Annotated in this window: 24 protein-coding genes; 9 read left to right on the top strand and 15 right to left on the bottom strand. The window is 68.0% G+C overall.

The features are described 5' to 3' along the window. Positions 1 to 139: 139 nt before the first annotated feature. Genes DMO17_RS10330 through DMO17_RS10310 form a run of 5 tightly spaced genes read right to left on the bottom strand, consistent with a single transcriptional unit; the run spans position 140 to position 5,708 of the window. Positions 140 to 1,930 carry an N-acyl-D-amino-acid deacylase family protein gene (locus tag DMO17_RS10330; protein WP_110682415.1) on the bottom strand — a complete coding sequence of 597 codons (1,791 nt, stop codon included), beginning with the start codon at positions 1,928 to 1,930 and terminating at the stop codon, positions 140 to 142. After that, positions 1,927 to 2,667, bottom strand: a complete 741-nt coding sequence (locus DMO17_RS10325) for a sulfite exporter TauE/SafE family protein (protein ID WP_021701623.1) — start codon at positions 2,665 to 2,667, stop codon at positions 1,927 to 1,929. The genes DMO17_RS10330 and DMO17_RS10325 overlap by 4 nt, the downstream gene beginning before the upstream one ends. After that, positions 2,667 to 3,449 (bottom strand): SDR family NAD(P)-dependent oxidoreductase, encoded by a 783-nt coding sequence (locus DMO17_RS10320; protein WP_110682414.1) that lies wholly within the window; start codon positions 3,447 to 3,449, stop codon positions 2,667 to 2,669. The genes DMO17_RS10325 and DMO17_RS10320 overlap by 1 nt, the downstream gene beginning before the upstream one ends. Continuing rightward, positions 3,446 to 4,363: a bile acid:sodium symporter family protein gene (locus DMO17_RS10315; protein WP_110682413.1), complete on the bottom strand. Its 918-nt coding sequence runs from the start codon at positions 4,361 to 4,363 to the stop codon at positions 3,446 to 3,448. Before DMO17_RS10315 ends, DMO17_RS10320 begins: the two co-directional genes overlap by 4 nt. Before the next feature lies 1 nt (position 4,364). Beyond that, positions 4,365 to 5,708: a flavin-containing monooxygenase gene (locus DMO17_RS10310; RefSeq protein ID WP_110682412.1), complete on the bottom strand. Its 1,344-nt coding sequence runs from the start codon at positions 5,706 to 5,708 to the stop codon at positions 4,365 to 4,367. A gap of 150 nt (positions 5,709 to 5,858) precedes the next feature. Between DMO17_RS10310 and DMO17_RS10305 the strand changes: the two genes are divergently transcribed. The 3 genes from DMO17_RS10305 (at position 5,859) to DMO17_RS10295 (ending at position 9,624) form a co-directional block, all read left to right on the top strand. Further along, positions 5,859 to 6,827 (top strand): AraC family transcriptional regulator, encoded by a 969-nt coding sequence (locus DMO17_RS10305; RefSeq protein ID WP_110682411.1) that lies wholly within the window; start codon positions 5,859 to 5,861, stop codon positions 6,825 to 6,827. After that, positions 6,824 to 7,579: a spermidine synthase gene (locus DMO17_RS10300; protein ID WP_110682410.1), complete on the top strand. Its 756-nt coding sequence runs from the start codon at positions 6,824 to 6,826 to the stop codon at positions 7,577 to 7,579. The genes DMO17_RS10305 and DMO17_RS10300 overlap by 4 nt, the downstream gene beginning before the upstream one ends. Before the next feature lie 347 nt (positions 7,580 to 7,926). Then, positions 7,927 to 9,624, top strand: coding sequence for a DEAD/DEAH box helicase (locus tag DMO17_RS10295; protein ID WP_110682409.1), 1,698 nt, complete (start codon positions 7,927 to 7,929; stop codon positions 9,622 to 9,624). Positions 9,625 to 9,676: 52 nt separating this feature from the next. Here the strand turns inward: DMO17_RS10295 and DMO17_RS10290 are convergent, their stop codons facing one another. The 6 genes from DMO17_RS10290 to DMO17_RS10265 form a co-directional block, all read right to left on the bottom strand. After that, positions 9,677 to 10,075, bottom strand: a complete 399-nt coding sequence (locus DMO17_RS10290; protein ID WP_110682408.1) for a hypothetical protein — start codon at positions 10,073 to 10,075, stop codon at positions 9,677 to 9,679. 77 nt (positions 10,076 to 10,152) lie between these two features. After that, on the bottom strand, positions 10,153 to 10,356 hold the full coding sequence (locus DMO17_RS10285; RefSeq protein ID WP_110682407.1) for a hypothetical protein: 204 nt from the start codon (positions 10,354 to 10,356) through the stop codon (positions 10,153 to 10,155). Positions 10,357 to 10,431: 75 nt separating this feature from the next. Then, entirely contained in the window at positions 10,432 to 11,199 is a 768-nt protein-coding gene (locus DMO17_RS10280) for a DODA-type extradiol aromatic ring-opening family dioxygenase (RefSeq protein ID WP_110682406.1), read from the bottom strand. A 151-nt stretch (positions 11,200 to 11,350) separates the two neighbouring features. Continuing rightward, a complete protein-coding gene (gene htpX / locus DMO17_RS10275; RefSeq protein WP_110682405.1) occupies positions 11,351 to 12,223 on the bottom strand; it encodes a protease HtpX in 873 nt (290 codons plus the stop codon). An 88-nt stretch (positions 12,224 to 12,311) separates the two neighbouring features. Continuing rightward, entirely contained in the window at positions 12,312 to 12,764 is a 453-nt protein-coding gene (locus DMO17_RS10270; RefSeq protein ID WP_110682404.1) for a hypothetical protein, read from the bottom strand. Between the two features lie 4 nt (positions 12,765 to 12,768). Then, a complete protein-coding gene (locus DMO17_RS10265) occupies positions 12,769 to 13,980 on the bottom strand; it encodes a pyridoxal phosphate-dependent aminotransferase (protein ID WP_110682403.1) in 1,212 nt (403 codons plus the stop codon). Positions 13,981 to 14,134: 154 nt separating this feature from the next. Here DMO17_RS10265 and msrB point away from each other — a divergent pair, with 154 nt between their 5' ends. The 3 genes from msrB to DMO17_RS10250 all read left to right on the top strand — a co-directional run bounded on the left by msrB (position 14,135) and on the right by DMO17_RS10250 (position 15,600). After that, complete coding sequence (gene msrB / locus DMO17_RS10260) at positions 14,135 to 14,530, top strand: peptide-methionine (R)-S-oxide reductase MsrB (protein ID WP_110682402.1); 396 nt, start codon at positions 14,135 to 14,137, stop codon at positions 14,528 to 14,530. Positions 14,531 to 14,650: 120 nt separating this feature from the next. Beyond that, positions 14,651 to 15,136: a glutathione peroxidase gene (locus tag DMO17_RS10255; RefSeq protein ID WP_110682401.1), complete on the top strand. Its 486-nt coding sequence runs from the start codon at positions 14,651 to 14,653 to the stop codon at positions 15,134 to 15,136. After that, positions 15,133 to 15,600, top strand: coding sequence for a MarR family winged helix-turn-helix transcriptional regulator (locus DMO17_RS10250; RefSeq protein WP_110682400.1), 468 nt, complete (start codon positions 15,133 to 15,135; stop codon positions 15,598 to 15,600). Before DMO17_RS10255 ends, DMO17_RS10250 begins: the two co-directional genes overlap by 4 nt. Here the strand turns inward: DMO17_RS10250 and DMO17_RS10245 are convergent. Further along, the gene (locus DMO17_RS10245; RefSeq protein WP_110682399.1) at positions 15,584 to 17,902 is read right to left on the bottom strand and encodes a response regulator; all 2,319 of its coding nucleotides are present in this window, start codon (positions 17,900 to 17,902) and stop codon (positions 15,584 to 15,586) included. The two genes, DMO17_RS10250 and DMO17_RS10245, sit on opposite strands and share 17 nt — an antisense overlap. Positions 17,903 to 17,991: 89 nt before the next feature. Between DMO17_RS10245 and DMO17_RS10240 the strand changes: the two genes are divergently transcribed. The 3 genes from DMO17_RS10240 to DMO17_RS10230 all read left to right on the top strand — a co-directional run bounded on the left by DMO17_RS10240 (position 17,992) and on the right by DMO17_RS10230 (position 20,286). After that, on the top strand, positions 17,992 to 18,882 hold the full coding sequence (locus DMO17_RS10240; protein WP_110682398.1) for an ATP-binding protein: 891 nt from the start codon (positions 17,992 to 17,994) through the stop codon (positions 18,880 to 18,882). After that, positions 18,879 to 19,361 (top strand): GAF domain-containing protein, encoded by a 483-nt coding sequence (locus DMO17_RS10235; RefSeq protein WP_110682397.1) that lies wholly within the window; start codon positions 18,879 to 18,881, stop codon positions 19,359 to 19,361. The genes DMO17_RS10240 and DMO17_RS10235 overlap by 4 nt, the downstream gene beginning before the upstream one ends. Before the next feature lie 70 nt (positions 19,362 to 19,431). Next, entirely contained in the window at positions 19,432 to 20,286 is an 855-nt protein-coding gene (locus tag DMO17_RS10230; RefSeq protein WP_181418771.1) for an alpha/beta fold hydrolase, read from the top strand. On the opposite strand, the gene DMO17_RS10225 is transcribed toward DMO17_RS10230, so the two are convergent. The 3 genes from DMO17_RS10225 to ntrB all read right to left on the bottom strand — a co-directional run bounded on the left by DMO17_RS10225 (position 20,258) and on the right by ntrB (position 22,407). Further along, positions 20,258 to 20,632, bottom strand: a complete 375-nt coding sequence (locus tag DMO17_RS10225) for an MAPEG family protein (protein ID WP_110682395.1) — start codon at positions 20,630 to 20,632, stop codon at positions 20,258 to 20,260. The genes DMO17_RS10230 and DMO17_RS10225 overlap by 29 nt on opposite strands. Before the next feature lie 115 nt (positions 20,633 to 20,747). Continuing rightward, positions 20,748 to 21,539 carry an ABC transporter ATP-binding protein gene (locus DMO17_RS10220; RefSeq protein WP_110682394.1) on the bottom strand — a complete coding sequence of 264 codons (792 nt, stop codon included), beginning with the start codon at positions 21,537 to 21,539 and terminating at the stop codon, positions 20,748 to 20,750. Between the two features lie 10 nt (positions 21,540 to 21,549). After that, positions 21,550 to 22,407 carry a nitrate ABC transporter permease gene (gene ntrB / locus DMO17_RS10215; RefSeq protein WP_110682393.1) on the bottom strand — a complete coding sequence of 286 codons (858 nt, stop codon included), beginning with the start codon at positions 22,405 to 22,407 and terminating at the stop codon, positions 21,550 to 21,552. Between the last annotated feature and the right edge of the window lies 1 nt (position 22,408).

Here is a 22,408-nt window from a genome sequence, read left to right as displayed (position 1 = left end):
CTCCCTAGCCCTCTCCCGTGAACGGGAGAGGGGATGGTTCGTGGTTGGCTGACGGCTCCTCGGCTCGGATCAACGCGTCGTAGCCCGGATGCAATCCGGGAAGCAGGCCGCTCCGCTCCCGGATTGCATCCGGGCTAGATCAGGCGGTGGCGGGCTGCAGCGTGCCTGCGGGCGCCGAGCGCGGCAGCACGTCGCGGGCCGGCAGGAAGCGGCCGTAGCGCTGCGACTTGCCGAGGTCGTCCGGGTATTCCTGGCCGCGCTGGTAGGCGATGCGGCCGTTGATCAGGGTCAGTTCGACCGCCGCGTCGTTGCGCTTGACCACCCGCACCAGGCCGAGCATTTCCATTGGCGCCTCGGCGATGGCGTCCAGCTCGGCGGTGAGGCCCTCGGGGTTGACGATCACCAGGTCGGCGCGGTCGCCGACGCGGATATAGCCGGCGTCCACGCCGATGAAGTCGGCCAGCTCGCCGCTGCAGCGGCGCACCGCCTGGCCCAGTTCCATGAAGGGCGCGCCGGCCAGCTGCGCATCGCGCACGTACTTGAGGAAGCGCAGCGGGAAGTTGTACTGGGCGATGGAGCGCAGGTGCGCGCCGGAGTCGGCGAAGCCGGGGTGGGTCCAGGGGCTGGCCAGCAGCTGGCGCATGATCGGCTCGCGCTGGTTGCCGTAGCAGGTGGTCCACTTCAGCGCCTCGCGGTACTGGCAGGCCAGTTCGAAGTAGGCGTCCACCGCGTCCAGGCCACGCGCCTCGCCCAGTTGCTTGAAGTTCTTGCCGACCAGGGAGGCGTCCGGGCACTCGGTCACCCAGCAGTCGGAGAAGTCGCGGTGCCACAGGCCCTTGGTGAGGATGGCCTTGACCTGCTTCTTGAACAGGGCGCGGAACTCCGGTTCCTTGACCTTGGCGTAGAGTTCGTCCGGGTCCTTGATGTTGCGCAGGATCTCGCCGGCGCCAAACTCCTCGAAGGCGTTCACGTTGAGCCCTTCCAGGCGCAGGGTGAAGGGCGCCGGCAAGGTCTGCCAGCGGAAGTGGCCGCGCAGCACTTTGTTCGCCAGCCAGCCGGAGAGGCGGGTGAAGCGGTGCAGCAGCGGCTGCGACTTGAGGTCCAGCGCGGTAAGCATGGTGCACTTGAGCGGCTTTCTGAACCAGCCGTGGGCCTGCCAGAGGAAGGCGAACACGTTGACCTTGGTCACCGCGTTCGGCGCGCCCTGCAGCACCGCGCCACGGCGGCGGAGGATGGCGAACAGGCGCGAGAACTCCTTCCAGCTGGCGAAGGTCGAGGGCAGCGGGCTGGACCAGGCGCGGTCGCCGTCCATCTTGTCCAGCCGCGTGGTCATCACCGACAGGCCGATGCAGCCGGCGTCCAGCGCTTCCTCCAGCAATTGCTCCATGCGCGCCAGCTCGGCCTCGCTCGGCGTGATCTTCTGGGTGGCGCGCTCCAGGCCCATCACCGCCACGCGCAGCTCGGAGTGGCCGAGGAAGGAATTGACGTTCGGCCCCAGCGGCAGCTGCTCGTAGAAGGCACGGTAGCCGGCGGCGTCGCGCCAGCTCTTCTTCTCCTGCAGGATCGGCAGCACGTACTCGCGCGGCACAGCCTCGACGCGGGTGAACAGGTCCGAGCAGTCCTCCGGCTCGGCCAGCACCATGCTGATCGAGCAGGAGCCGATGGTCACGCTGGTGACGCCGTGGCGCACCGACTCCTTCAGCGCCGGCGCGGCGATCACCTCGGCGTCGTAGTGCGAGTGGATTTCCAGAAAGCCCGGGGTGACCCACTTGCCGGAGGCGTCGATCACCTGCGCGCAGCCGCTTTCGTCCAGCGGGCTGAAGCTGAGCACGTCGATGCGGCCGTCGCGGATGCCGACATGGCGGACCGCGCCGGGGGCGCCGCTGCCGTCGAAGTACAGGCCGTTCTTGATGATGATGTCGTAGCTCATGCGAGTCTCCAGGGAGCCAGCAGCAGGGTGCCGGTGAGCAGCAGCAGGCAGTAGATGGCGATGCGGAAGTGGCGCTCGTCGAAGCGTCGGTGCAGGCGTTCGCCCAGCCACACGCCGAGCAGCAGCAGCGGCGCATAGCTCGCCACCTGCGGCAGGGCTGGCAGCAGGCGGCCGTCGAGCAGGAAGGCGAGGGTGAGCAGGCTGTTGAGGCTGAACCAGACGCTGACCAGAGTGGCGCGCAGGCGCGCCTTGTCCAGCGCCGTGCCGGCCAGGCCGTAGACCAGCAGCGGCCCGCCCGAGGCGAACAGGCCGTGGCTGAGGCCGGCGCCGAGGGTGATCAGGCGCGTCAGCCAGGCCGGACGCACCGGCAGTGCCTGGGCATGGCGCAGGCGCCACAGTTCGCGCCCGGCGAACCACAGGATCAGTGCGCCGAAGCCAGCCTTGAGTGCCTGGGTGTCCAGGTGCGGCAGCAGCCAGTAGCCGAGCAGGGTGCCGGCGAGCATGCCGGGCAGGATGGTGCCGAGCAGCAGGCGGCGGTCGATCAGGCGCCAGTGGCGGCTGACCAGGTAGCCGGTCATGCCGATGTTCAGTGGCACCAGCACCGGCAGCAGCTGGTCGATGGGCAGCAGCAAGGCACCGAGTGACAGGGCGATGACGATGCTGCCGAAACCGGTGATGGCCTCCAGGGTGTAGGCCAGCAGGATGAAGGCGCCGAGGGCGTAGGGAGCGAAGGCCATCAACCCATCTCCCCGGCGAAACGCCGGCTCATCTGCCGGTAGTACAGCGCCGGCGCCAGGCGCCAGAGCAGGCTGGCCAGCCAGCTGCCGCGGTCGGGGAACAGGCGCTCGCGGCGCTGCTCCAGGGCCTTGAGGATTTCCCCGGCCATCCAGTCGGCGCCGCGAATCCTGCCGATGGTCGAGCGCGCGTGGCCGGCCGGCTTGCCGTCGGCGCCCAGGGCGTTGCGGTCGATCGGGGTGTCGAGGAAGCTCGGGTAGACCATCAGCAGGCCGATGCCGTCGCGCGCGAGCTCAGCGCGCAGCACCTCGAAGGCCTGGCCCAGCGCGCTCTTCGCCGCGCAGTATCCGGCGCGGCCAAGCACCGGCATCCAGCCGGCCATCGAGCCGATGGCGGCGACCTGGCCACGGCTCGCGCGCAGCAGGCCGGCGGCGGCCAGGGTCAGCTCCAACGGTGCATGGTAGTCCACCGCCATGACCTTGCGGAACACGCCGGGGTCGGTGCGCAGGGTCGGCGAGCGGTGGGTGATGCCGGCGTTGTTGATCAGCAGGTCGAGGCGGCCGAACGCCGTGCGGCAGGTCTCGACCAGCTGGCCGTGCAGGGCCGGGTCGGTGATGTCGCCGGCCAGCGCCTGCACCCGCGCGCTGCTCAGTTCGGCGACCCGCGCGGCCAGGCCGGCGGCATCGATATCGGTGAGCAGCAGGTCATCGCCGCGGGCGTGGCAGGCCCGGGCCAGCGCCCAGCCGAGGCCGCTGGCGGCGCCGGTGATCAGCACCACGCTCATGGCGTGGCCTCCTCGGCGGGCAGGGCGTCTGGCGCGCTACGCGACCAGAGCCAGGCCAGGCTCAGCCCGGAGACCAGATGCCAGCAGCCCCAGAACGCGGCGATCAGCAGCATGCCGCTGGCCTGGGGGAAGAAGGTGAAGATGATCACCAGGCCCAGCGCCGAGTTCTGGATACCGACCTCCAGGGTGATGGCGCGGCGGTCGGCCACGGGCAGCCCGGACAGGCGTGCGCTGCCGTAGCCGATCAGCAGGGCCATGGCGTTGTGCGCCACTACCAGCCAGAAGAACAGGTGGAAGTGCTGCAGGAACTGCTGCCAGTTGCGGCCGAAGGCCAGGCCGACGAAGGCCAGCATCACCAGCAGGGCGAAGATGCGCAGCGGCTTTTCCACCTTGAGGGTCAGCAGCGGGAAGCGTCTGCCGATGAACATGCCCAGCACCAGCGGCAGGCCGAGCACCAGCAGCACCATCAGCAGCAGGCCGAGCGGGTCGAGGGCGATATCGGTGAGCAGGGGCCGGGTGTATGGGTTGAGCCAGGAATAGAGCGCGAAGTTGAGTGGTGTCAGTACCCCGGCGGCGAGGCTGGAGACGGCGGTCATGCTCACCGACACGGCGACGTTGCCGCGCGCCATCCAGGTCATGATGTTGGAGAAGCTGCCACCCGGGCAGGCGGCCACCAGCTGCATGCCCAGGGCCAGTTGCGGGTCGATGGCCAGCGTCCAGCAGGCCAGGCAGGTCAGCGCCGGCAGCAGGAGGAACTGAGCGAGCAGGCCGATTACCGGTGCCCTGGGTTCGCGGACGATGCGGCGGAAGTCCTCGGCGCGCAGGTCGAGGGACACGCCGAACATCATCAGCGCCAGGATCAGGTTGATCAGCAGCAGGCTGGACGGGTCGAACTGGATCTGTACGGCATCCATTTCACACCTCCCGTGCCAGCGGTGCGCCGGCCTCCGGGCCGACCTGCGCGGCGAGGTCGCGGCGCAGCTCGGCGATGTGCCGCTTGATCGCCGCGCGGTAGCTGTTCTTGTGCACGTAGTAGGCCATGCGCGGCAACTTGAGGTAGGCGTAGCCACCGTCCAGGCGCTGGCTGGCGCGCTGCGCGATGGTCTGGCGCAGGCGCGCCGCCGAGGCGCTGCGGCGCTGCTGCTGGAGAATCGCCAGGGCCACCAGCTCGGCCTGTTCGGCGCGGCCCTGCCAGCCCAGGCCCGAGGCCTCGATCATGCCGAGCATGAACAGGTCGTCGTGCTGCGGGTGGAAGACGTTGAGGTAGAGCTGCGGGGCGTCGGCTTGCGGCGGCCAGTTCAGCTCGGCGCGGTCGATGAAGGGGTAATCGAGTGTGTATCCCGTGGCCTGCAGGATCAGGTCGTACTCGGCGCGCTCGCCATTGGCAAAGGTCACGTGCTTGCCGTCTACCGCTTTAATGTCGCCACGCGGCTGGATATCGCCATGGCCGATATGGTGCAGCACCAGCGAGTTCATCACCGGGTGCGACTCGTACAGGCGGTAGTCCGGGTCGGGCAGGCCGTACTGCGAGGGTTTGCCGAGCAGGGCGCGCACCAGCAGGCCGTCGACCAGCTGCTTGAACCGGCGTGGCAGCTTGACCGCGCCGCCGAAGGTATCGGTGGGCTTGCCGAGGATGAACTTGGGCAGGAAGTGGTAGCCACGGCGCACCGCCAGGTCGACCGACCTGGCGCGGTGCACGGCGTCTACCGCGATGTCGCAGGCCGAATTGCCGCAGCCGATCACCAGCACGCGCTTGCCGGCGAAGAGCTCGGCGTTCTTGTAGGTCGAGGCATGCAGCAGCTCGCCGTCGAACTGGCCCGGCAGCGCCGGCTGGTTGGGCCGGTGCAGGGTGCCGTTGGCGATCAGTACGCCGTCGAACTGCCACTCGCGCTGCTGGCCGTCGTGCTCGCTGAGCAGACGCCAACCTTTATCGAGGCGCTCCAGGCGCACCACGCGGGTGGCGAACTGGTAGTGCTGGCGTAGGCCGAAGTGCTCGGCGTAGTCGCGGAAGTACTGGCCGATATGGCGATGGTGCGGGTAGGGCGGCACGCTGTCCGCCATGGGGAACTCGTCGAACTGGGTCATGCTTTTGGACGAGATCAGGTGCGCCGATTCGTACAGGGTGCTGTGCGGGTTGGCGATGTCCCACAGGCCGCCGACATCGGCATGCAGCTCGAAGCCGACGAAGGGGATACCATGGCGCTGTAACTGACGGGCAGCGGCCAGCCCCATGGGGCCGGCTCCGATGATGGCATGCATGCAAGGCTCTCTTGTCTATGGGCTGCGCTGCGTGGGCGTGTTACAACGCGGGCCTGTCGCGCACAGCCTCGTTATCAGAGCCCAGCATAGGCAGTCGCCCATGCGCCGTAACGGCTCAATCAGGACCTTTTCCGGTTAATTCGGGACCCCATGAGCAGCACGCCCTCCGTCACCGTTCACTACACCCAGGCCATCCTCCAGGCCGCCGATCGCCTGGCCCTGCCGCTGCCCGCCGAGCTGCGCGCGCTGGGCGGCGAGGGGCGCATCGCCCTGGCCCGTCAGGACGCCCTGTGGGAGGCCTTCTGCGCCGCCGCCGGCGATGCGCTGATCGGCCTGCGCCTGGGCAGTGCCCTGCAGGTGGGGCACCTGGACATGGTCGGCGCCCTGCTGATGAGCTGCGAGACCGTCGGCGAGGCCCTGGAGGCCCTGCTGGACTACTACCCGATCGTCGGCGAGGGCGGCGAGTTCAGCCTGCAGGCGGAGGCGGGCGGGGTGTGCCTGATCTATCGGCCGCTGTACACGGTACGCCGCGAAGAGCGCGCCGAGGCGGTGCTGGCCAGCCTGGTGCACATGACCCGCTGGATCACCGGCGAGCGCGTCGGCCCGCGTGAGCTGCACTTCGCCCATGCCGCGCGCGAGGCCGAGGCGCGCTACGCCGAGCTGCTGGCCTGCCCGCTGCGTTTCACCACCGCCGAGTACGCCCTGCGCTTCGCCGCCGAGGACCTGCAGGTACCGCTGATCCAAGCCAATGCGCCGATGCGCGAGCACCTGCGCGCCCTGGCCGATGCCCAGCTCGAACGCCTCGGCAGCCACAGCCTGGCGGTGCGTGTGCAGCAGCTGCTGCGGACCCAGCCACGCTGGGGCAAGGAACGCATCGCCGAACAGCTGGAGCTGAGCGGCCGCCATCTGAACCGTAAGCTGGCCGAGGAGGGCACCAGCTTCAAGCTGCTGCGCGAGCAGGTGCTGCACCGCATGGCCGAGCAGCTGCTGCGCGAGGAGCCGCGCCTGGCCGAAGTGGCCGAGCGGCTCGGCTTCTCCGACGAGAGCGCCTTCGCCAAGGCCTTCCGCCGTTGGAGCGGGCTGACGCCGGGGCAGTACCGCCAGGGGGTTGAAGGATGAATCTGCAGCACGAGGAAGTCCTCCTGGAGGAGGTGCGCGACGCCTGGGGCGTGATCCGCGTGCTGGAGGTCGGCGACTACCGTTTCCTCGAGTTCGGCGAGGCCATCGAGCAGAGCTGCACCTATACCCGCGACCCGGCCTGGCTGGAGTACGACTACACCCGCGCCATGCTGCTCGGCGCGTTGTGCCACGAGGCGCCGGAGAACGCCCTGTTCCTCGGCCTTGGCGGCGGCACCCTGACCCAGGCCTGCCTGAAGTTCCTCGATCTGGAGGATGTGGAGGCCATCGAGCTGCGTCCGGACGTGCCGCGCCTGGCCATGCAGCATCTGGGACTGGCCGATGACCCGCGCCTGTTCGTGCGCATCGGTGACGCGCTGGAGCTGCTCGACAGCGCCGAATCCACCGACCTGCTGTTCGTCGACCTCTACACCGATACCGGCCCCGCGCCCGGGCATCTGGCCTGGAAATTCCTGGAGAACTGCCAGAAGCGCCTGAGCCCCGGCGGCTGGCTGGTGATCAACCAGTGGGGCAACGACGAGGGCAAGCCGCTCGGTGCCGCCCTGCTGCGCGGCCTGTTCCACCGCCATTACTGGGAGATTCCGGTGAAGGAGGGCAACGTCATCCTGCTGGTGCCGGCCGACCTCGACCAGCAGCTCGACCTGGCCGCCGTGACCGCGCGCGCCGAGGCCCTGGCGCCGCGCCTGGGCTACTCGCTGCAGCCGCTGCTGGACGTGCTGCGCCCGGCCAGCTGAACGGCCGGCCCGGAGTTCATTCGCGCCACTCTCCGGGCGCAGTGCCTCGCCCGTTTCTCCCCGGGCGAGGGGCGGCCTTCGTTCTACCGTTCGGCCGCCATATGCAAAAACCTGCCCAACGGGAAGACTTTTCCTGTATGATTCGCGCCCGGCCAAAACTGGCCTCGTCAATACTCCACGAAGCTGTGCTTCGCTGCTGGTTCGCCCTGGCGAACTACCCTTGACGTTTCATCCATCGCGTTTTCGCAAAAACCCGTCGATCGGCTGCCAGGGTGACCCAAAAGGTCCTTCACGGCGCGCGCAGCCTTTGTTCCTGGGTCTTTGCGGATGCACTTAGAGGCAGACCCATGACTCAGGAAGTAACCGGCACCTTTGCCGAGCTAGGCCTTCATCCCTCCATTCTCGCCGCCATCACCGCGGTGGGTTACGAAGAGCCGTCCCCCATCCAATCCCAGTCGATCCCGGTGATCCTGGCCGGCCACGACATGATCGGCCAGGCCCAGACCGGTACCGGCAAGACCGCCGCCTTCGCCCTGCCGATCCTGTCCAAGATCGACCCGGCCAAGCGCGAGCCGCAGGCCCTGATCCTGGCGCCGACCCGCGAGCTGGCCCTGCAGGTGGCCACCGCCTTCGAAACCTACTCCAAGCAGCTGCCCGGCGTGTCCGTGGTGGCCGTCTACGGCGGCGCGCCCATGGGCCCGCAGCTCAAGTCCCTGCGCATGGGCGCGCAGATCATCGTCGCCACTCCGGGGCGCCTGGTCGACCACCTGAGCCGCAACGACCAGCTGCTCTCGACCATCCGCCACATGGTGCTGGACGAGGCCGACGAGATGCTCAAGCTCGGCTTCATGGACGACCTGGAAGTGATCTTCCAGGCCATGCCGGAAAGCCGCCAGAGCGTGCTGTTCTCCGCCACCCTGCCGCACTCGATCCGCGCCATCGCCGAGAAGCACCTGCGCGAGCCGCAGCACGTCAAGATCGCGGCCAAGACCCAGACCGTCTCGCGCATCGAGCAGGCCCATCTGATGATCCATGCCGATCAGAAGATCAACGCCGTGACCCGTCTGCTGGAAGTCGAGGACTTCGACGCGCTGATCGCCTTCGTGCGCACCAAGCAGGCCACCCTGGACCTGGCCGCCGCGCTGGAAGCCAAGGGCTACAAGGCCGCTGCGCTGAACGGCGACATCGCCCAGAACCAGCGTGAGCGGGTGATCGAGTCGCTCAAGGACGGTCGCCTGGACATCGTGGTCGCCACCGACGTGGCCGCCCGTGGCATCGACGTGCCGCGCATCACCCATGTGCTCAACGTCGACATGCCCTATGACCCGGAATCCTACGTGCACCGCATCGGCCGTACCGGTCGTGCCGGCCGCGAAGGCCGTGCCCTGCTGCTGGTGACTCCGCGCGAGCGGCGCATGCTGCAGGTGATCGAGCGCGTCACCGGGCAGAAGGTCGGCGAGGTCAAGCTGCCCAACCCGCAGCAGGTGCTGGATGCCCGCATCAAGAAGCTCACCGCCAACCTGGCGCCGCTGACCGAGGGCGCCGAGGCCAGCCACGGCGAGCTGCTCGACCGCCTGGTCGGCGACATCGGCTGCAGCCCGCGTGCCCTGGCCGCGGCCCTGCTCAAGCTGGCCACCAAGGGCCAGGCCCTGGACCTGGCCAGCGTCGAGCGCGAGCAGCCGCTGGTGCCGGGCGTCGGTGCCCCGCGCGAGCGTCGCGAGCGTGACGGCGACCGTCCGGAGCGTGGCGAGCGCAGTGGCGAGCGTGGCGACTTCCAGCGCCGCCCGATGGCCGCGCCGAGCGAAGGCAAGGTGCGCTGCCGCACCGCCCTGGGTACCCGCGACGGCATCGCCGCGAAGAACCTGCTGGGCGCCATCCTCAACGAGGGCGGCCTGCAGCGCGACGCCATCGGCCGCATCCAGATCCGCGAGACCTTCAGCCTGGTCGAGCTGCCGGAAGACGGCCTGGAGCGCCTGCTCGGCAAGCTCAAGGATACCCGCGTCGCCGGCAAGGCCCTGAAGCTGCGTCGCTATCGCGAGGACTGATCGTCCGCTGCCAGAAAAAAGCCCCGCAATGCGGGGCTTTTTTGTTTTCGCCTCAGTGGCGTCTGCGGTGATCGATCAGCACCGCAACGGCCGCCAGGGCAATGGCCAGGCTGTAGGCGAACAGGCCCAGGTTGATGCCGAGGATCAGCTTTTCCGAGCCGTCGGACAGCACCATGGAGCCGCCGTAGTAGTCGCGCAGGGCGTAGGCGAGGAGGAAACCACCGGTGACGAACAGGGTGATCAGGCTGCTCAGGCGAATCTCGCTCCTGAACCAGACCAGCCAAAGGCTGAAGGCGCCCAGGGCGCAGTTGGTGGCCAGCTGCCAGACCTCGTGCAGGCGGGCATGCGGTGGCCAGTGCGGGTTGAACACGTGGCTGGCATTGATCTCGAAGATCGGCACCACCAGGGCATAGAAGACGATACCGACGGTAACCAGCAGTTTGGCGAACATGGCGACTGTCCTTTCTCGTGAGCATGCCGCCACTTTAGCCAGTGCCCGTGGAGAAGCACAGGTTGCCGCCTTGGCGTTCAGGCGCGCCTGAGTTCCAGCTGCTCGCGCACGCTGCGCAGGTCGCAGGCGTCCTGGTTGAGGCGATGGATGACGTTGAGCAACTGCTGGCGCAGGACCTCGTCGCCGGTGCGCTCGGCGGCGCGCATCACGGCCAGGGCGGCGTCCTCGTTGTGGCTGGCGACCAGGTCGAGGGTCTTGCGGAGGGTGCGTGTCGCGCGCATGTCTGACGGCCTTGCTGGAAAATTGCCGGCAGCTTAGACGAAGGCCATTTCCTTTTTATTTCAGTGGCTTGCCGTTCAGTCGAAACGGTAGACATCCATCCCCAGGGCGCCGTAGGTGAAGCCGCTGTGGACCAGCCCGAAACGCTCGCCGGCTCCCAGGGCGAAGAACAGCGGCAGCAGGTGCTCGTCCGTGGGATGGTTGCGTACGGCGTGCGGGGCCTGGCGGCGATAGTCGAGCAGGGCGGGGCGGTCGTCCTGCTGCAGCCTGGTCACCATCCAGTCGCGGAACTCGCCGGCCCAGGGCGTGATCACCTCGGGGCCGGCGCGCCAGTCCAGCTCGCCCAGGTTGTGGGTGATGCTGCCGGAGCCGACCAGCAGCACATCCTGTTCGCGCAAAGCGCGCAGTGCCTGGCCGATGCGAACCTGCTGGGCAGGGCCGGCATGACTGGGCAGGGACAGTTGCACGACCGGGATGTCGGCGGCGGGGTACATCAGCATGAGCGGCACCCAGGCGCCATGATCGCGCGGGCGCTGCTCGTCCAGCTCGGCCGGCAGGCCGGCGTCGACCAGCAGCTGGCGAACCTGCTGCGCCAGCTGTGGTGCACCCGGTGCGGGGTACTGCACGGCATACAGCGCGGCGGGGAAGCCGCCGAAGTCGTGCCAGGTGCGCGGCTGGGGCGCGCTGCCGACCAGCAGCCCATGGCTTTCCCAGTGCGCGGACACCACCAGCACCGCGCGCGGGCGTGGCAGCGCCGCGGCCAGGCCGGCCAGGGCGGGGCCGCTGGCACCTGGCTCCAGGGCGAGCATGGGGGCACCGTGGGAAATGAACAGGCTGGGCAGCATGGCGTTCTCCTCTGTCTGGCACCATTGTCCTACGGTCCGGCTTCGATGAATAACGCAGGTTTTGCGCCTGAGTGATCGAATCCGTGGAACGGTCGTGGCCCAGAAAGCACAAGGGCGACTCTGGGGTCGCCCTTGTCAGTGGAGGCTGCGATCAGCCGCGGCGGCGCAGGGCCTCGATGCGGTCTTCCAGCGGCGGGTGGGTCATCAGCAGGCCGGCCAGGCCGTTCTTCAGGCCACCGTTGATGCCGAAGGCGGTCATGCTGCTGGGCATGTGCACCGGCACGCCCTGTTCGGCACGCAGGCGCTCCAGGGCGGCGATCATGGCGCCAGTGCCGGCCAGGCGGGCGCCGGCGTCGTCGGCCTTGAACTCGCGGCGACGGGAGAACCACATGACGATGATGCTGGCCAGGATGCCCAGAACCAGCTCGGCGAAGATGGTCGCGATGAAGTAGCCGATGCCCTGGCCTTCCTCGTTCTTCAGGATCACCTTGTCGACGAAGTTGCCGAAGATGCGCGCGAAGAACATCACGAAGGTGTTCACCACGCCCTGGATCATCGCCAGGGTGACCATGTCGCCGTTGGCCACGTGGCCGATCTCGTGGGCCAGTACGGCGCGCACTTCGTCCGGCGAGAAACGCTCCAGCAGGCCCTGGCTGACGGCTACCAGGGCGTCGTTGCGATTCCAACCGGTGGCAAAGGCGTTGGATTCGTAGGCGGGGAAGATGCCCACTTCCGGCATCTTGATGCCGGCCTCGCGCGACAGCTCCTCGACGGTCTGCAGCAGCCACTGCTCGTGGCGGGTACGCGGCTGGGTGATGATCTCGGTGCCGGTGCTCATCTTCGCCATCCACTTGGAGAGGAACAGCGAGATGAAGGAGCCGACGAAGCCGAAGACGGCACAGAACGCCAGCAGGCTGCCGTAGTTCTGGCCGGTGAAGCGATCGACCCCGAGCACTTTCAGGGTGACGCTGGCGATCAGCAGGACCGCCAGGTTGGTGGCCACGAACAACACTATGCGCATCATGGTGTGAAGCTTCTCCTCAGGCGAGAGACGGTCTAAGTATGCGAGCTATATAAGGTTGGCCCGTGGCGGGTTCAACCAAGGCACTATTTCAAACTATGTCGCTGGCCTGATTTAGAGCGCTTTCGAACAGCTGGCGAGTGAGGCGCGCGACCTTCTCGCTGTTGTGCTGGGCGAGTGCTTCGCGCAGCTGCCAGGCGAGGGTGGCGTGCACGCGCCGCACGCTGGGCGGCAGGGCATCGCCCTGAGGCAGGGCGTGGGCAATGCCGCGCGACAGGCGCAGGAAACCCTTCTCGGTGAGCACGGCCTGATCCAGGGCGTCGTAGGCGATGGTCGAGTCGAAGCGGATGTAGCCTTCCTCGGCCAGCCACAGCAGGGCGCCCAGGCAGGCCTGGTGGCGTTTGCTGGGCAGGCCGAACTCGTCGGGTTCCTCGCGGCCGATCAAGTCTTCCACGTACAGCGCCACCTTGCGCGGGAAGGCCTGGTAGAGCAGCAGCATGCCGCTGGCGGCATCCTTGTAGAACTCGTCGATCTGCAGGTCCATGGACTTATTGGCGGTAGGTCTTGAGGAAGTTGCCGATGCGCCCGATGGCCTGCTCCAGGTCGTCGACGCGCGGCAGGGTGACCACGCGGAAGTGGTCCGGCCAGGGCCAGTTGAAGGCAGTGCCCTGGACGATCAGCAGCTTCTCGGAGAGCAGCAGGTCGAGGACGAACTTCTCGTCGTTGTGGATCGGGCAGACCTTGGGGTCGATCTTCGGGAAGGCGTATAGCGCGCCCATCGGCTTGACGCAGCTGACTCCCGGGATGTCGTTGAGCAGCTCCCAGGCGCGGTTGCGCTGCTCCAGCAGGCGGCCGTTGGGCAGCACCAGGTCGTTGATGCTCTGGTAGCCGCCCAGTGCGGTCTGGATCGCATGCTGGCTCGGTACGTTGGCGCACAGGCGCATGTTGGCCAGGATATCCAGGCCCTCGATGTAGCTCTGCGCACGGTGTTTCGGGCCGGAGATGGCCACCCAGCCGGAGCGGAAGCCGGCCACCCGGTAGCTCTTGGACAGGCCGTTGAAGGTCAGGCAAAGCACGTCCGGCGCCAGCGAGGCGGTGGAGATGTGCTGGGCCTCGTCGTAGAGGATCTTGTCGTAGATCTCGTCGGAGAACAGCACCAGGTTGTGCTGGCGCGCCACTTCCACCAGCTCCTCCAGCACCGCCCTGGAGTACACGGCGCCTGTCGGGTTGTTCGGGTTGATCAGCACCAGGGCCTTGGTGTTCGGGGTGATCTTGGCCTTGATGTCGGCGATGTCGGGGAACCAGCCGGCCTGCTCGTCGCACAGGTAGTGCACCGGCTTGCCGCCGGAGAGGGCCACGGCAGCGGTCCACAGCGGGTAGTCGGGAGCCGGGATCAGCACCTCGTCACCGTTGTTGAGCAGTGCCTGCATGGACATCACGATCAGCTCGGAGACGCCGTTGCCGAGGTAGATGTCCTCGATACCGACACCTTCCACCTGCTTCTGCTGGTAGTACTGCATCACCGCTTTGCGCGCGCTGAACAGACCCTTGGAGTCGCAGTAGCCCTGGGCGGTCGGCAGGTTGCGGATGACGTCCTGGAGGATTTCCTCAGGGGCTTCGAAACCGAACGGCGCCGGGTTGCCGATGTTCAGCTTGAGGATGCGGTGGCCTTCCTCTTCCAGGCGCTTGGCGTGCTTGAGCACCGGCCCGCGGATGTCGTAGCAGACGTTGGCGAGCTTGTTCGATTTGCTGACCTGCATGATGCTGTGTCCCGATGTGTGATGCCGCTGGCGCTGCCTGGCCGGCTGTAACGCGGCAGACAGACTGGCGTCCAAAGAGGGACGCATGATACGTGCGGCCCGTGGCCCGGAAAAGATCGGGTTCGGGCTTTTTTCTGCCCCTGAGGTGTACTCCATGGAAAAGATCGAGAAACCCCTGGAAGCCTGGCGCGACGAGCTCTCCGACGCCCAGTTCCATGTCTGCCGGCTGGGCGGCACCGAGCGTGCCTTCACCGGCGAATACCACGACAGCAAGGTGCCCGGCGTGTATCACTGCGCCTGCTGCGGCGAGGCGCTGTTCGACTCGGACGCCAAGTACGACTCCGGCAGCGGCTGGCCCAGCTATTTCCAGCCGGTGAACGGCGAGGTGATCGCCGAGAAGGAGGACTTCAGCCACGGCATGCACCGCATCGAGGTCAAGTGCGCCAAGTGCGACGCGCACCTGGGCCATGTCTTCCCCGACGGTCCGCGGCCGACCGGGCTGCGCTACTGCATCAACTCGGTGGCGCTGAAGCTGGTGCCGCGCGGGTAGGGCAGGCATCCGGGCCGAGGTCCGCCCATCAGCGGGCCTTATTGGCGAGCAATTGAGTTGTATGCAATTCAATTGCTCGCTACATTCGCCGCACCTTTACCGCCAACGGAGCCACAGGCCATGAGCGACAAGCTTTTCGACATCCCGGTCACCACCATCAAGGGCGAGCAGAAGACCCTCAAGGACTTCGGCGGCAAGGCCGTGCTGGTGGTCAACACCGCCAGCAAGTGCGGCTTCACCCCGCAGTACAATGGCCTGGAGAGCATCTGGCAGCAGTACAAGGACAAGGGCCTGGTGGTGCTGGGCTTCCCCTGCAACCAGTTCGGCAAGCAGGAGCCGGGCGACGAGGGCGCCATCAGCGAGTTCTGCGAGCTGAACTTCGGCGTCAGCTTCCCGCTGTTCAAGAAGATCGACGTCAACGGTAGCGCTGCCCACCCGCTCTACGTGCAGCTGAAGAAACGCGCCCCGGGCCTGCTCGGCAGCCAGGGCATCAAGTGGAACTTCACCAAGTTCCTGATCAGCGCCGACGGCAGCCAGGTCAAGCGCTTCGCGCCGACCACCAAGCCCGAGGAGCTCACCAGCGAGATCGAAGCACTGCTGAAATGAGCCAGGGCCTCGACGGCGAAGCGCAGCTGCGGCTGGACAACCAGCTGTGCTTCAAGCTGTATGCCGCCTCGCGCGCGGTGATCCGTGGCTACAAGCCGATGCTCGACGAGCTGGGCCTGACCTACCCGCAGTACCTGGTGATGCTGGTGCTCTGGGAGTGGCAGGCCGAACCGCCCGAGCAGGCCACGGTCAAGGCCCTGGGCGAGCGCCTGATGCTCGACTCCGGCACCCTCACGCCGCTGCTCAAGCGCCTGGAGCAGCTGGGCCTGGTGCAGCGGCGGCGCTCCAGCAGCGACGAGCGCGAGCTGTGCCTGGCCCTGAGCGAGCAGGGGCTGGCACTCAAGGCGCGGGTGTTGCCGTTGAAGGAGCGCCTGCTGTGCGACAGCGGCATCGACGTGGCGCAACTGGAGGGCCTGCGCCAGGGCCTGGGGCAGTTGCTGAGCCTGGTCAGGTCGCAGCCGTGAGCGGCAGCCAGTTGTCCAGCAGGCTGGCCAGGTCCTCGCGGCGGAAGGGCTTGGCCAGGTAGTCGTTCATGCCGGCCGCCTGGCAGCGCTCGCGCTCGTCGGGCAGGGCGTTGGCGGTCAGGGCGATGACCGGCAGATTGGGCCAGCGTCCGCTCTGGCGGATGCGTCGGGTCGCCTCGTAGCCGTCCATCACCGGCATATTGCAGTCCATCAGTACCAGGTCGACGGGATGACGCTCCAGATGGTTGAGCGCCTCGCCGCCATGGGTGGCCACGGCCACCTCGCAGCCCAGCTTGGCCAGCATGCCCTTGGCCACCATCTGGTTCACCGGATTGTCCTCCACCAGCAGTACCCGCGCCTGGCGCGTGGCCGGCTGGCTGGCCTCGGTTGCGGTCATGGCGCTGGCCGGATGCGGCTGCAACAGGCGCTGCAGGGCCTGGTGCAGGGCGGCACGGGCCAGCGGCCGGGCCAGTTGTTCGAAGGGCATCAGCTCGCTGGCCTGTGCCGAGGGGATGAAGGCACCGTAGGCCGATACCAGCAGCAGCGGCGTGTCCAGCTGCTGGCGCAGGCCGGGCAGGCGCTCCGGGTTGTCGCAGATCAGCAGGTCGGCCGGTCGGCCACTCAGGCCGAGGTCGTCATCCTGGCGGCGGTAGTCCAGGCCCCAGCTGGGTAGCCAGCTGGCCAGCAGCTCGCCGAGACCACCGCCCGGTGGGCAGAGGCCCACGACCCGGCCCTGCAGCTGTGGCCAGCTGGTCGGCGGGCTGTGCTGGGGCAGCGGCAGGGTGGCGCTGAACTGGCTGCCGAAGCCTTCTTTCGACTGCAGATCGAGCTGACCCTGCATGGCCTCGCACAGGCGGCGGGTCAGCGCCAGGCCAAGGCCGGTGCCGCCGAACTGGCGGGCAATGCCGGCACCGGCCTGGGTGAAGGGCTGGAAGATGCGTTTCTGCGCGTCCTCGGGAATGCCGATGCCGGTGTCGCTGACCAGGATGCGCACGCCGCCCGGGCTCGGTGCCACGCGCAGGTCGACGCGGCCGAAGCGGGTGAACTTGAGGGCGTTGGACAGCAGGTTGCTGACCACCTGGCGCACCCGGGTCGGATCGCCGAGCACCTGGGCCGGCAGCAGCGGGTCGATCAGGCAGGTCAGCTCGACATTGGGGCCGGCGTTCTGCGACAGCAGGCTGGCGGTGTCCTCCACCAGGGCGCCGAGGTCGAAGGGAATCCTCTCCAGCTCCAGCTGGCCGGCCTCGAACTTGGACAGGTCGAGGATGTCGTTGAGCAGCTCGACCAGCACCTTGCCCGAGTCGTGGGCGATCGACAGCTGCTGACGCTGTTCGGCCGTCAGCGGGCCGTCCAGCGACAGCGCCAGCATGCCCAGCAGGCCGTTGAGCGGCGTGCGGATCTCGTGGCTCATGTTGGCGAGGAAGGCGGCGCGCGCCTGGGCCATTTCCAGCGCCGTGCTGCGCGCCTGCTCCAGCTCGCGGTTGGACAGGGTCAGGCGGGCGTTGGTGGCCTTCAGTTCGGCGGTGCGTGCCGAGACGATGTTCTCCAGTTCTGCCAGGTACTGGGTCAGGCGGTCCTCGGCCTCGCGGCGCTGGCTGATTTCCTGGTGGATGTTGGTCAGCTGCTGGTTGGTCACTGCCACCAGGGTGCCGATCTCGTCCTGCTCGTGGCCGTTCGGGCAGGGCACCGGAGTGAAATCGCGGCGCGGATCGCGGTCGGCCAGGGCGCGGATCACCCCGATCAGCGGCTTGGTCAGCATGGCGTAGAACAGCACGAGCAGGATCAGCGACAGCAGCAGGCTGCGGGCGAAGCCGGTGAGCAGGGTGAGCATGGCGCGGCGCAGGAAGTCGCTGCCGAAGGCGAAGGTGTCGACCTCCAGGCGCAGCACGCCGAGCGGCTCGTTGGGCGCATGGTCGACGAACAGCGGGTCCTCGAACTGGCGCCGCTCGCCGAACAGGAAATCGCTGAACACCCGGTAGCGGCTCTGCTCCGGCGGGCGGTCCACCGAGGCCAGCACCAGGCCGCTGTTATCGATGATCTCGGCGCGCATCACCGCCGGCGAGCGCAGCAGGCCGAGCACCAGCTCCTGGGCCAGCTCGGCGTCGATGTTGTAGGAGATGCGCGCCGCCGGGTTGTGACTGATTTCCAGCAGGGAATGGATTTCCCGGTCGATGGAGGCGTCTTCGCTGGCATAATCCAGGCTGACCTGGATCAGACTCAGCAGGGTTCCCAGGATAAACGCCACCAGCACCGTCAGACTGGCCTGCTTGAACGACAGGCGGTGGGTGAGTGAGATATCCATAGGGCGCGGCGTTCTGGTCCTTTGCGGGTGCCTGCCAAGCATAGCCCATCGTGTCTGGGCGCCGGCAGGGCGGATATGAGGAGTGAGTCGTGGATTCCCGATTGAACAGTTTTCTGCAGCGGGCCGAGGGTGTGCTGCAGCGCATCGAGCCGCTGCTGCCGGCCGAGCGTGTCGAGCTGGACTGGCAGCAGGTGATCGCCGCGCGCTGGCAGCGCGAGGGGCGTGCCGGCTATCTGCAGCCGCTCAAGGTCAGCCTGGACCTGAGCCTGGACGACCTGGTCGGCGTCGATGCCCAGCGCGAGCAGCTGGCGCGCAACACCCGCCAGTTCGTCGCCGGGCTGCCGGCCAACCACGCGCTGCTGTGGGGTGCGCGTGGCACCGGCAAGTCGTCGCTGGTACGCGCGCTGCTGGCCGAGCATGCCCGTGGCGGCCTGCGCCTGATCGAGATCGAGCGCGACCATCTGGCCGACCTGCCCAGGGTGGTGGATGCCCTGATCGGCCTGCCGCAGCGCTTCGTGCTGTTCTGCGACGACCTCTCCTTCGAGTCCGGCGAGGGCGACTACCGGGTGCTCAAGAGCGTGCTGGACGGCTCGCTGGAGCGCGCGCCGGACAACGTGCTGCTGTACGCCACCTCGAACCGCCGCCACCTGCTGCCGGAGAAGGAGAGCGACAACCTGGACAGCCGCATGGTCGATGGCGAGCTGCACCCCAGCGAGGCGATCGAGGACAAGATCGCCCTGTCCGACCGCTTCGGCCTGTGGATATCCTTCTACCCCTTCACCCAGGAACACTTCCTCGCCGTGGTGCGCCACTGGATCACGGCGCTGGCGCGCCAGGCCGGCCTGCAGTGGCAGTGGAGCCACGAGCTGGAAGTCCTCGCCATCCGCTGGGCGCTGGGGCGGGGCAACCGCAATGGCCGCTGCGCCTACCAGTTCGCCCGCAGCTGGGTCGGCCAGCAACTGCTGGAGGCGGCGCGATGATCGACCTGCAGCAGGCCGGAGCCGGGCGCACGGGCTATGCGCTGCTGGCCGCCCAGCTGGAGGCGTTGCTGGCCGGCGAACGCGACTTCATCGCCAACGCCGCGCAGTTCTGCGCCTTCTTGTTCCATGAGCTGGAGGGCCTGAACTGGGCCGGCTTCTACCTGAACCGCGACGAGCAGCTGGTCCTCGGGCCCTTCCAGGGCAAGGTGGCCTGCGTGCGCATTCCCTTCGGCCGCGGCGTGTGCGGTGCGGCGGCGAGCAGCCGGCAGACCCAGCGCGTGGCCGACGTGCATGCCTTTCCCGGTCATATCGCCTGCGACAGCGCTTCCAACAGCGAGCTGGTGGTGCCGTTGATCAAGGACGGCCGGCTGATCGGCGTGCTCGATCTGGACAGCCCGCACCTGGCGCGTTTCAGCGCCGAGGATCAGGCCGGCATCGAGCAGCTGGCGCAGCTGTTTCTCGACGCGAGCGACTGCTGAGCGGCGGGGCTGGCGCGGCTAGAGCATTTGCTCTATTTTCGCCGCCATAGCAGTCAGAGGAGCGCTCGCCTTGGTCGATGCCCTGCAGTTCGCCGCTGGCCGGTTCCATTGCCCGGTCAGCTTCTATGCCGCCCCGCAGGCTGCCCGCACCCTGATCGTGCTGCCGGCGCTGGGGGTGACCGCGCGCAAGTACGACGGCCTCGCCCAGCGCCTGGTGGCGGCCGGCCACAACGTGCTGGTGGCCGACTGGCCCGGGCAGGGCGAGAGCCGGCCACGGCCGGGCTGGCGCCACGACTACGGTTATCGCCAGCTGGTCGAGGAGTTCCTGCCCAAGCTGCTCGACCTGGCCCGCCGGCATTTTCCGGAGGCGGCGCCAGTGCTGCTCGGGCACAGCCTCGGCGGACACATCGCCACCCTCTATGCGGCGGCCAACCCGGACAGCCCGGTGCCGGTGATCGGCGTGGCCTGCGGCAATATCCACTACCGCCACTGGTCCGGCTCGCGGCGCCTGCTCACGCCGAGCGTGGCGTTGCTGTTCGGCCTGATCGTCAGCGTGCTCGGCTACCTGCCGGGACGGCGCCTGGCCTTCGGCGGCCAGGAGGCGCGCTCGCTGATGCGCAACTGGGGGCGGGTGGCCTTCAGCGGCGACTACCGTCACCTGGGGCTGGCCCTGGCACCGCCGGCGCGCAGCCGGGTGGCCTCGCTGTTCATCCAGATCGAGGGCGATCACTTCGCCCCGCCGGCTTCCACCCTCGGCCTGGCCCGGTTGATCCAGGCCGAACCGCAGCTGGCGCAGCTGGCTTCGCCCCGGCCGCCGCGGGAGAACCCGCACAGTGCCTGGCTGCGTGCCCCGCAGACGGTGGTCGAACAGATCGACGGCTGGCTGCGCCAGGGGCTCAGCGCGGGATCAGTAGCAGCAGGCTGACCGCTAGCAGCACCAGCATGGTCAGCCCGTGGCTCACCTGGCGCAGCAGCAGGAGGCGGGCAAACAGGCCGGTGCAGTAGAGCAGGCGCAGCATGATGAAGGCGAAGCCGAGGGCGGCCACCAAAGCGCCTTCGATGCGCCCGCTGCTCTCGCCGAGGTAGAGCAGGACGATGAACAGCAGCGACTGTTCCAGGCTGTTGCCGTGGGCGCGTACGGCCTTGAGCAGATCCGTCTTGCCGCCGTCGCCGATGGCGACCTGGTGACGCATGCGTAGGCGAGTGACGTTGAGCGACAGGCCGATCAGCAGCAGGGCCAGGATGGCGGCGATGTACAGGCTGTAGAGCATGGTTTCCCTTCCTTGCGAGGTTGTGGCAGTGCCAGCCTAGAGCTTGGCATGACTATCGAGAAGGGGCAGATCGGACAAAGCCCGGCACAGGACCGGGCTCGTCGTGCCGTCGGACTCAGGCCGCCGGGCGCTGCTGGCGCTGGTAGAGGAATTCCAGCACCGCCGTGCGGTACTCGTGGTACTGGTGGTCGTTGGCCAGGGCCAGGCGGTCGCGCGGACGCTCCAGATCGACGCGGACGATGTCGCCAATGGTGGCTGCCGGGCCGTTGGTCATCATCACGATGCGATCCGACAGCAGCACCGCCTCGTCCACGTCGTGGGTGACCATCACCACCGTGCTGTGGGTCTGGCCGACGATGCGCAGCAGCTCGTCCTGCAGGTGGGCGCGGGTGAGGGCATCCAGGGCGCCGAAGGGTTCGTCCATCAGCAGCACCTTGGGTTCCATGGCCAGCGCGCGGGCGATGCCAACGCGCTGCTTCATGCCGCCGGAGATCTCGTTGGGGTGCTTGTGGGTGGCATGGCTGAGGCCGACCATGTTCAGCGCCTCCAGCGTGCGCTCCTTGAGCCGGGCCTTGCTCTCCTTGCCGCCGAACACCCGCTCCACCGCCAGGTGGACGTTGCCGAAGCAGGTCATCCAGGGCAGCAGGCTGTGGTTCTGGAACACCACGGCGCGTTCCGGGCCGGGGCCGTCGATCTCGCGGCCGTTGCAGATCAGCCCGCCCTCGCTGGCCTCGAGCAGGCCGGCGATCAGGTTGAGCACGGTGGACTTGCCGCAGCCGGAGTGGCCGATCAGCGAGACGAACTCGCCCTTGGCGATGCTCAGGTTGACGTCACTGAGGGCCTGGAAGCGCCCCTTCTTGGTGTCGAAGTGTTTGCTGACGGCGGTCAGCTCGACGAACTTGTCCATGGGCGTCTCCTTAATTCGCGTAGTCGAAGCGCTTGGCCAGCAGCAGGAGCGCCTGCTCCAGGGCCAGGCCGACCAGGCCGACGATGATGATGGCGATGAGGATGTGCTCGACGTTGAGGTTGTTCCACTCGTCCCACACCCAGAAGCCCAGGCCGATGCCGCCGGTGAGCATTTCCGCGGCGACGATCACCAGCCAGGCCACGCCGATGGCCAGGCGGATGCCGGTCATCAGGTGCGGCAGCACGGCGGGGAACAGGATGCGCGTCAGCACCTTGAACTCCGACAGCTTGAGCACGCGGGCCACGTTGAGGTAGTCCTGCGGCACGCTGGCCACGCCGGCGGCGGTGTTGAGGATGATCGGCCAGATCGAGCTGATGAAGATCACCCAGATCGATGCGGGGCCGGCGGCCTCGAACACCAGCAGACCGATCGGCAGCCAGGCCAGCGGCGAGACCGGGCGCAGCAGGCTGATGATCGGCGCAAGCATGCCGGCGAGGAAGGCGAAGCGGCCGATGGCGAAGCCCAGCGGGATGCCGATCAGCGCCGCCAGGCCGAAGCCGACGCCGACCCGGCCGAGCGAGTTGAGGATGTTCCAGCCGATGCCCATGTCGTTCGGGCCGTTGTCGTAGAACGGGTCGGCGAACAGCTCCAGCGCCGCGTGCCAGGTCGACAGCGGGCCCGGCAGACCTTCGCTGCGTGCCGCCACCAGGGCCCAGAGGCCGATGAACAGGGCGATGCCGAGCAGCGGCGGGATGGCCGCCTTGCACAGGGCGGCGAGCGCCTCCGCGCCCGGCGAGGCCGGACGCGGAGGCAGGCTGGGAGCGGTAGCTTTGGCCACCGGCAGTGGCGCTTTGACAGGGGCATTCATG

It is taken from the genome of Aquipseudomonas alcaligenes, from assembly GCF_003205495.1.
In the GTDB taxonomy this organism is placed as follows: Bacteria; Pseudomonadota; Gammaproteobacteria; order Pseudomonadales; family Pseudomonadaceae; genus Aquipseudomonas; species Aquipseudomonas alcaligenes_B.
The sequence above is the reverse complement of the archived record's forward strand: the minus strand, read 5'-3'. Positions and strand labels throughout refer to the sequence as shown.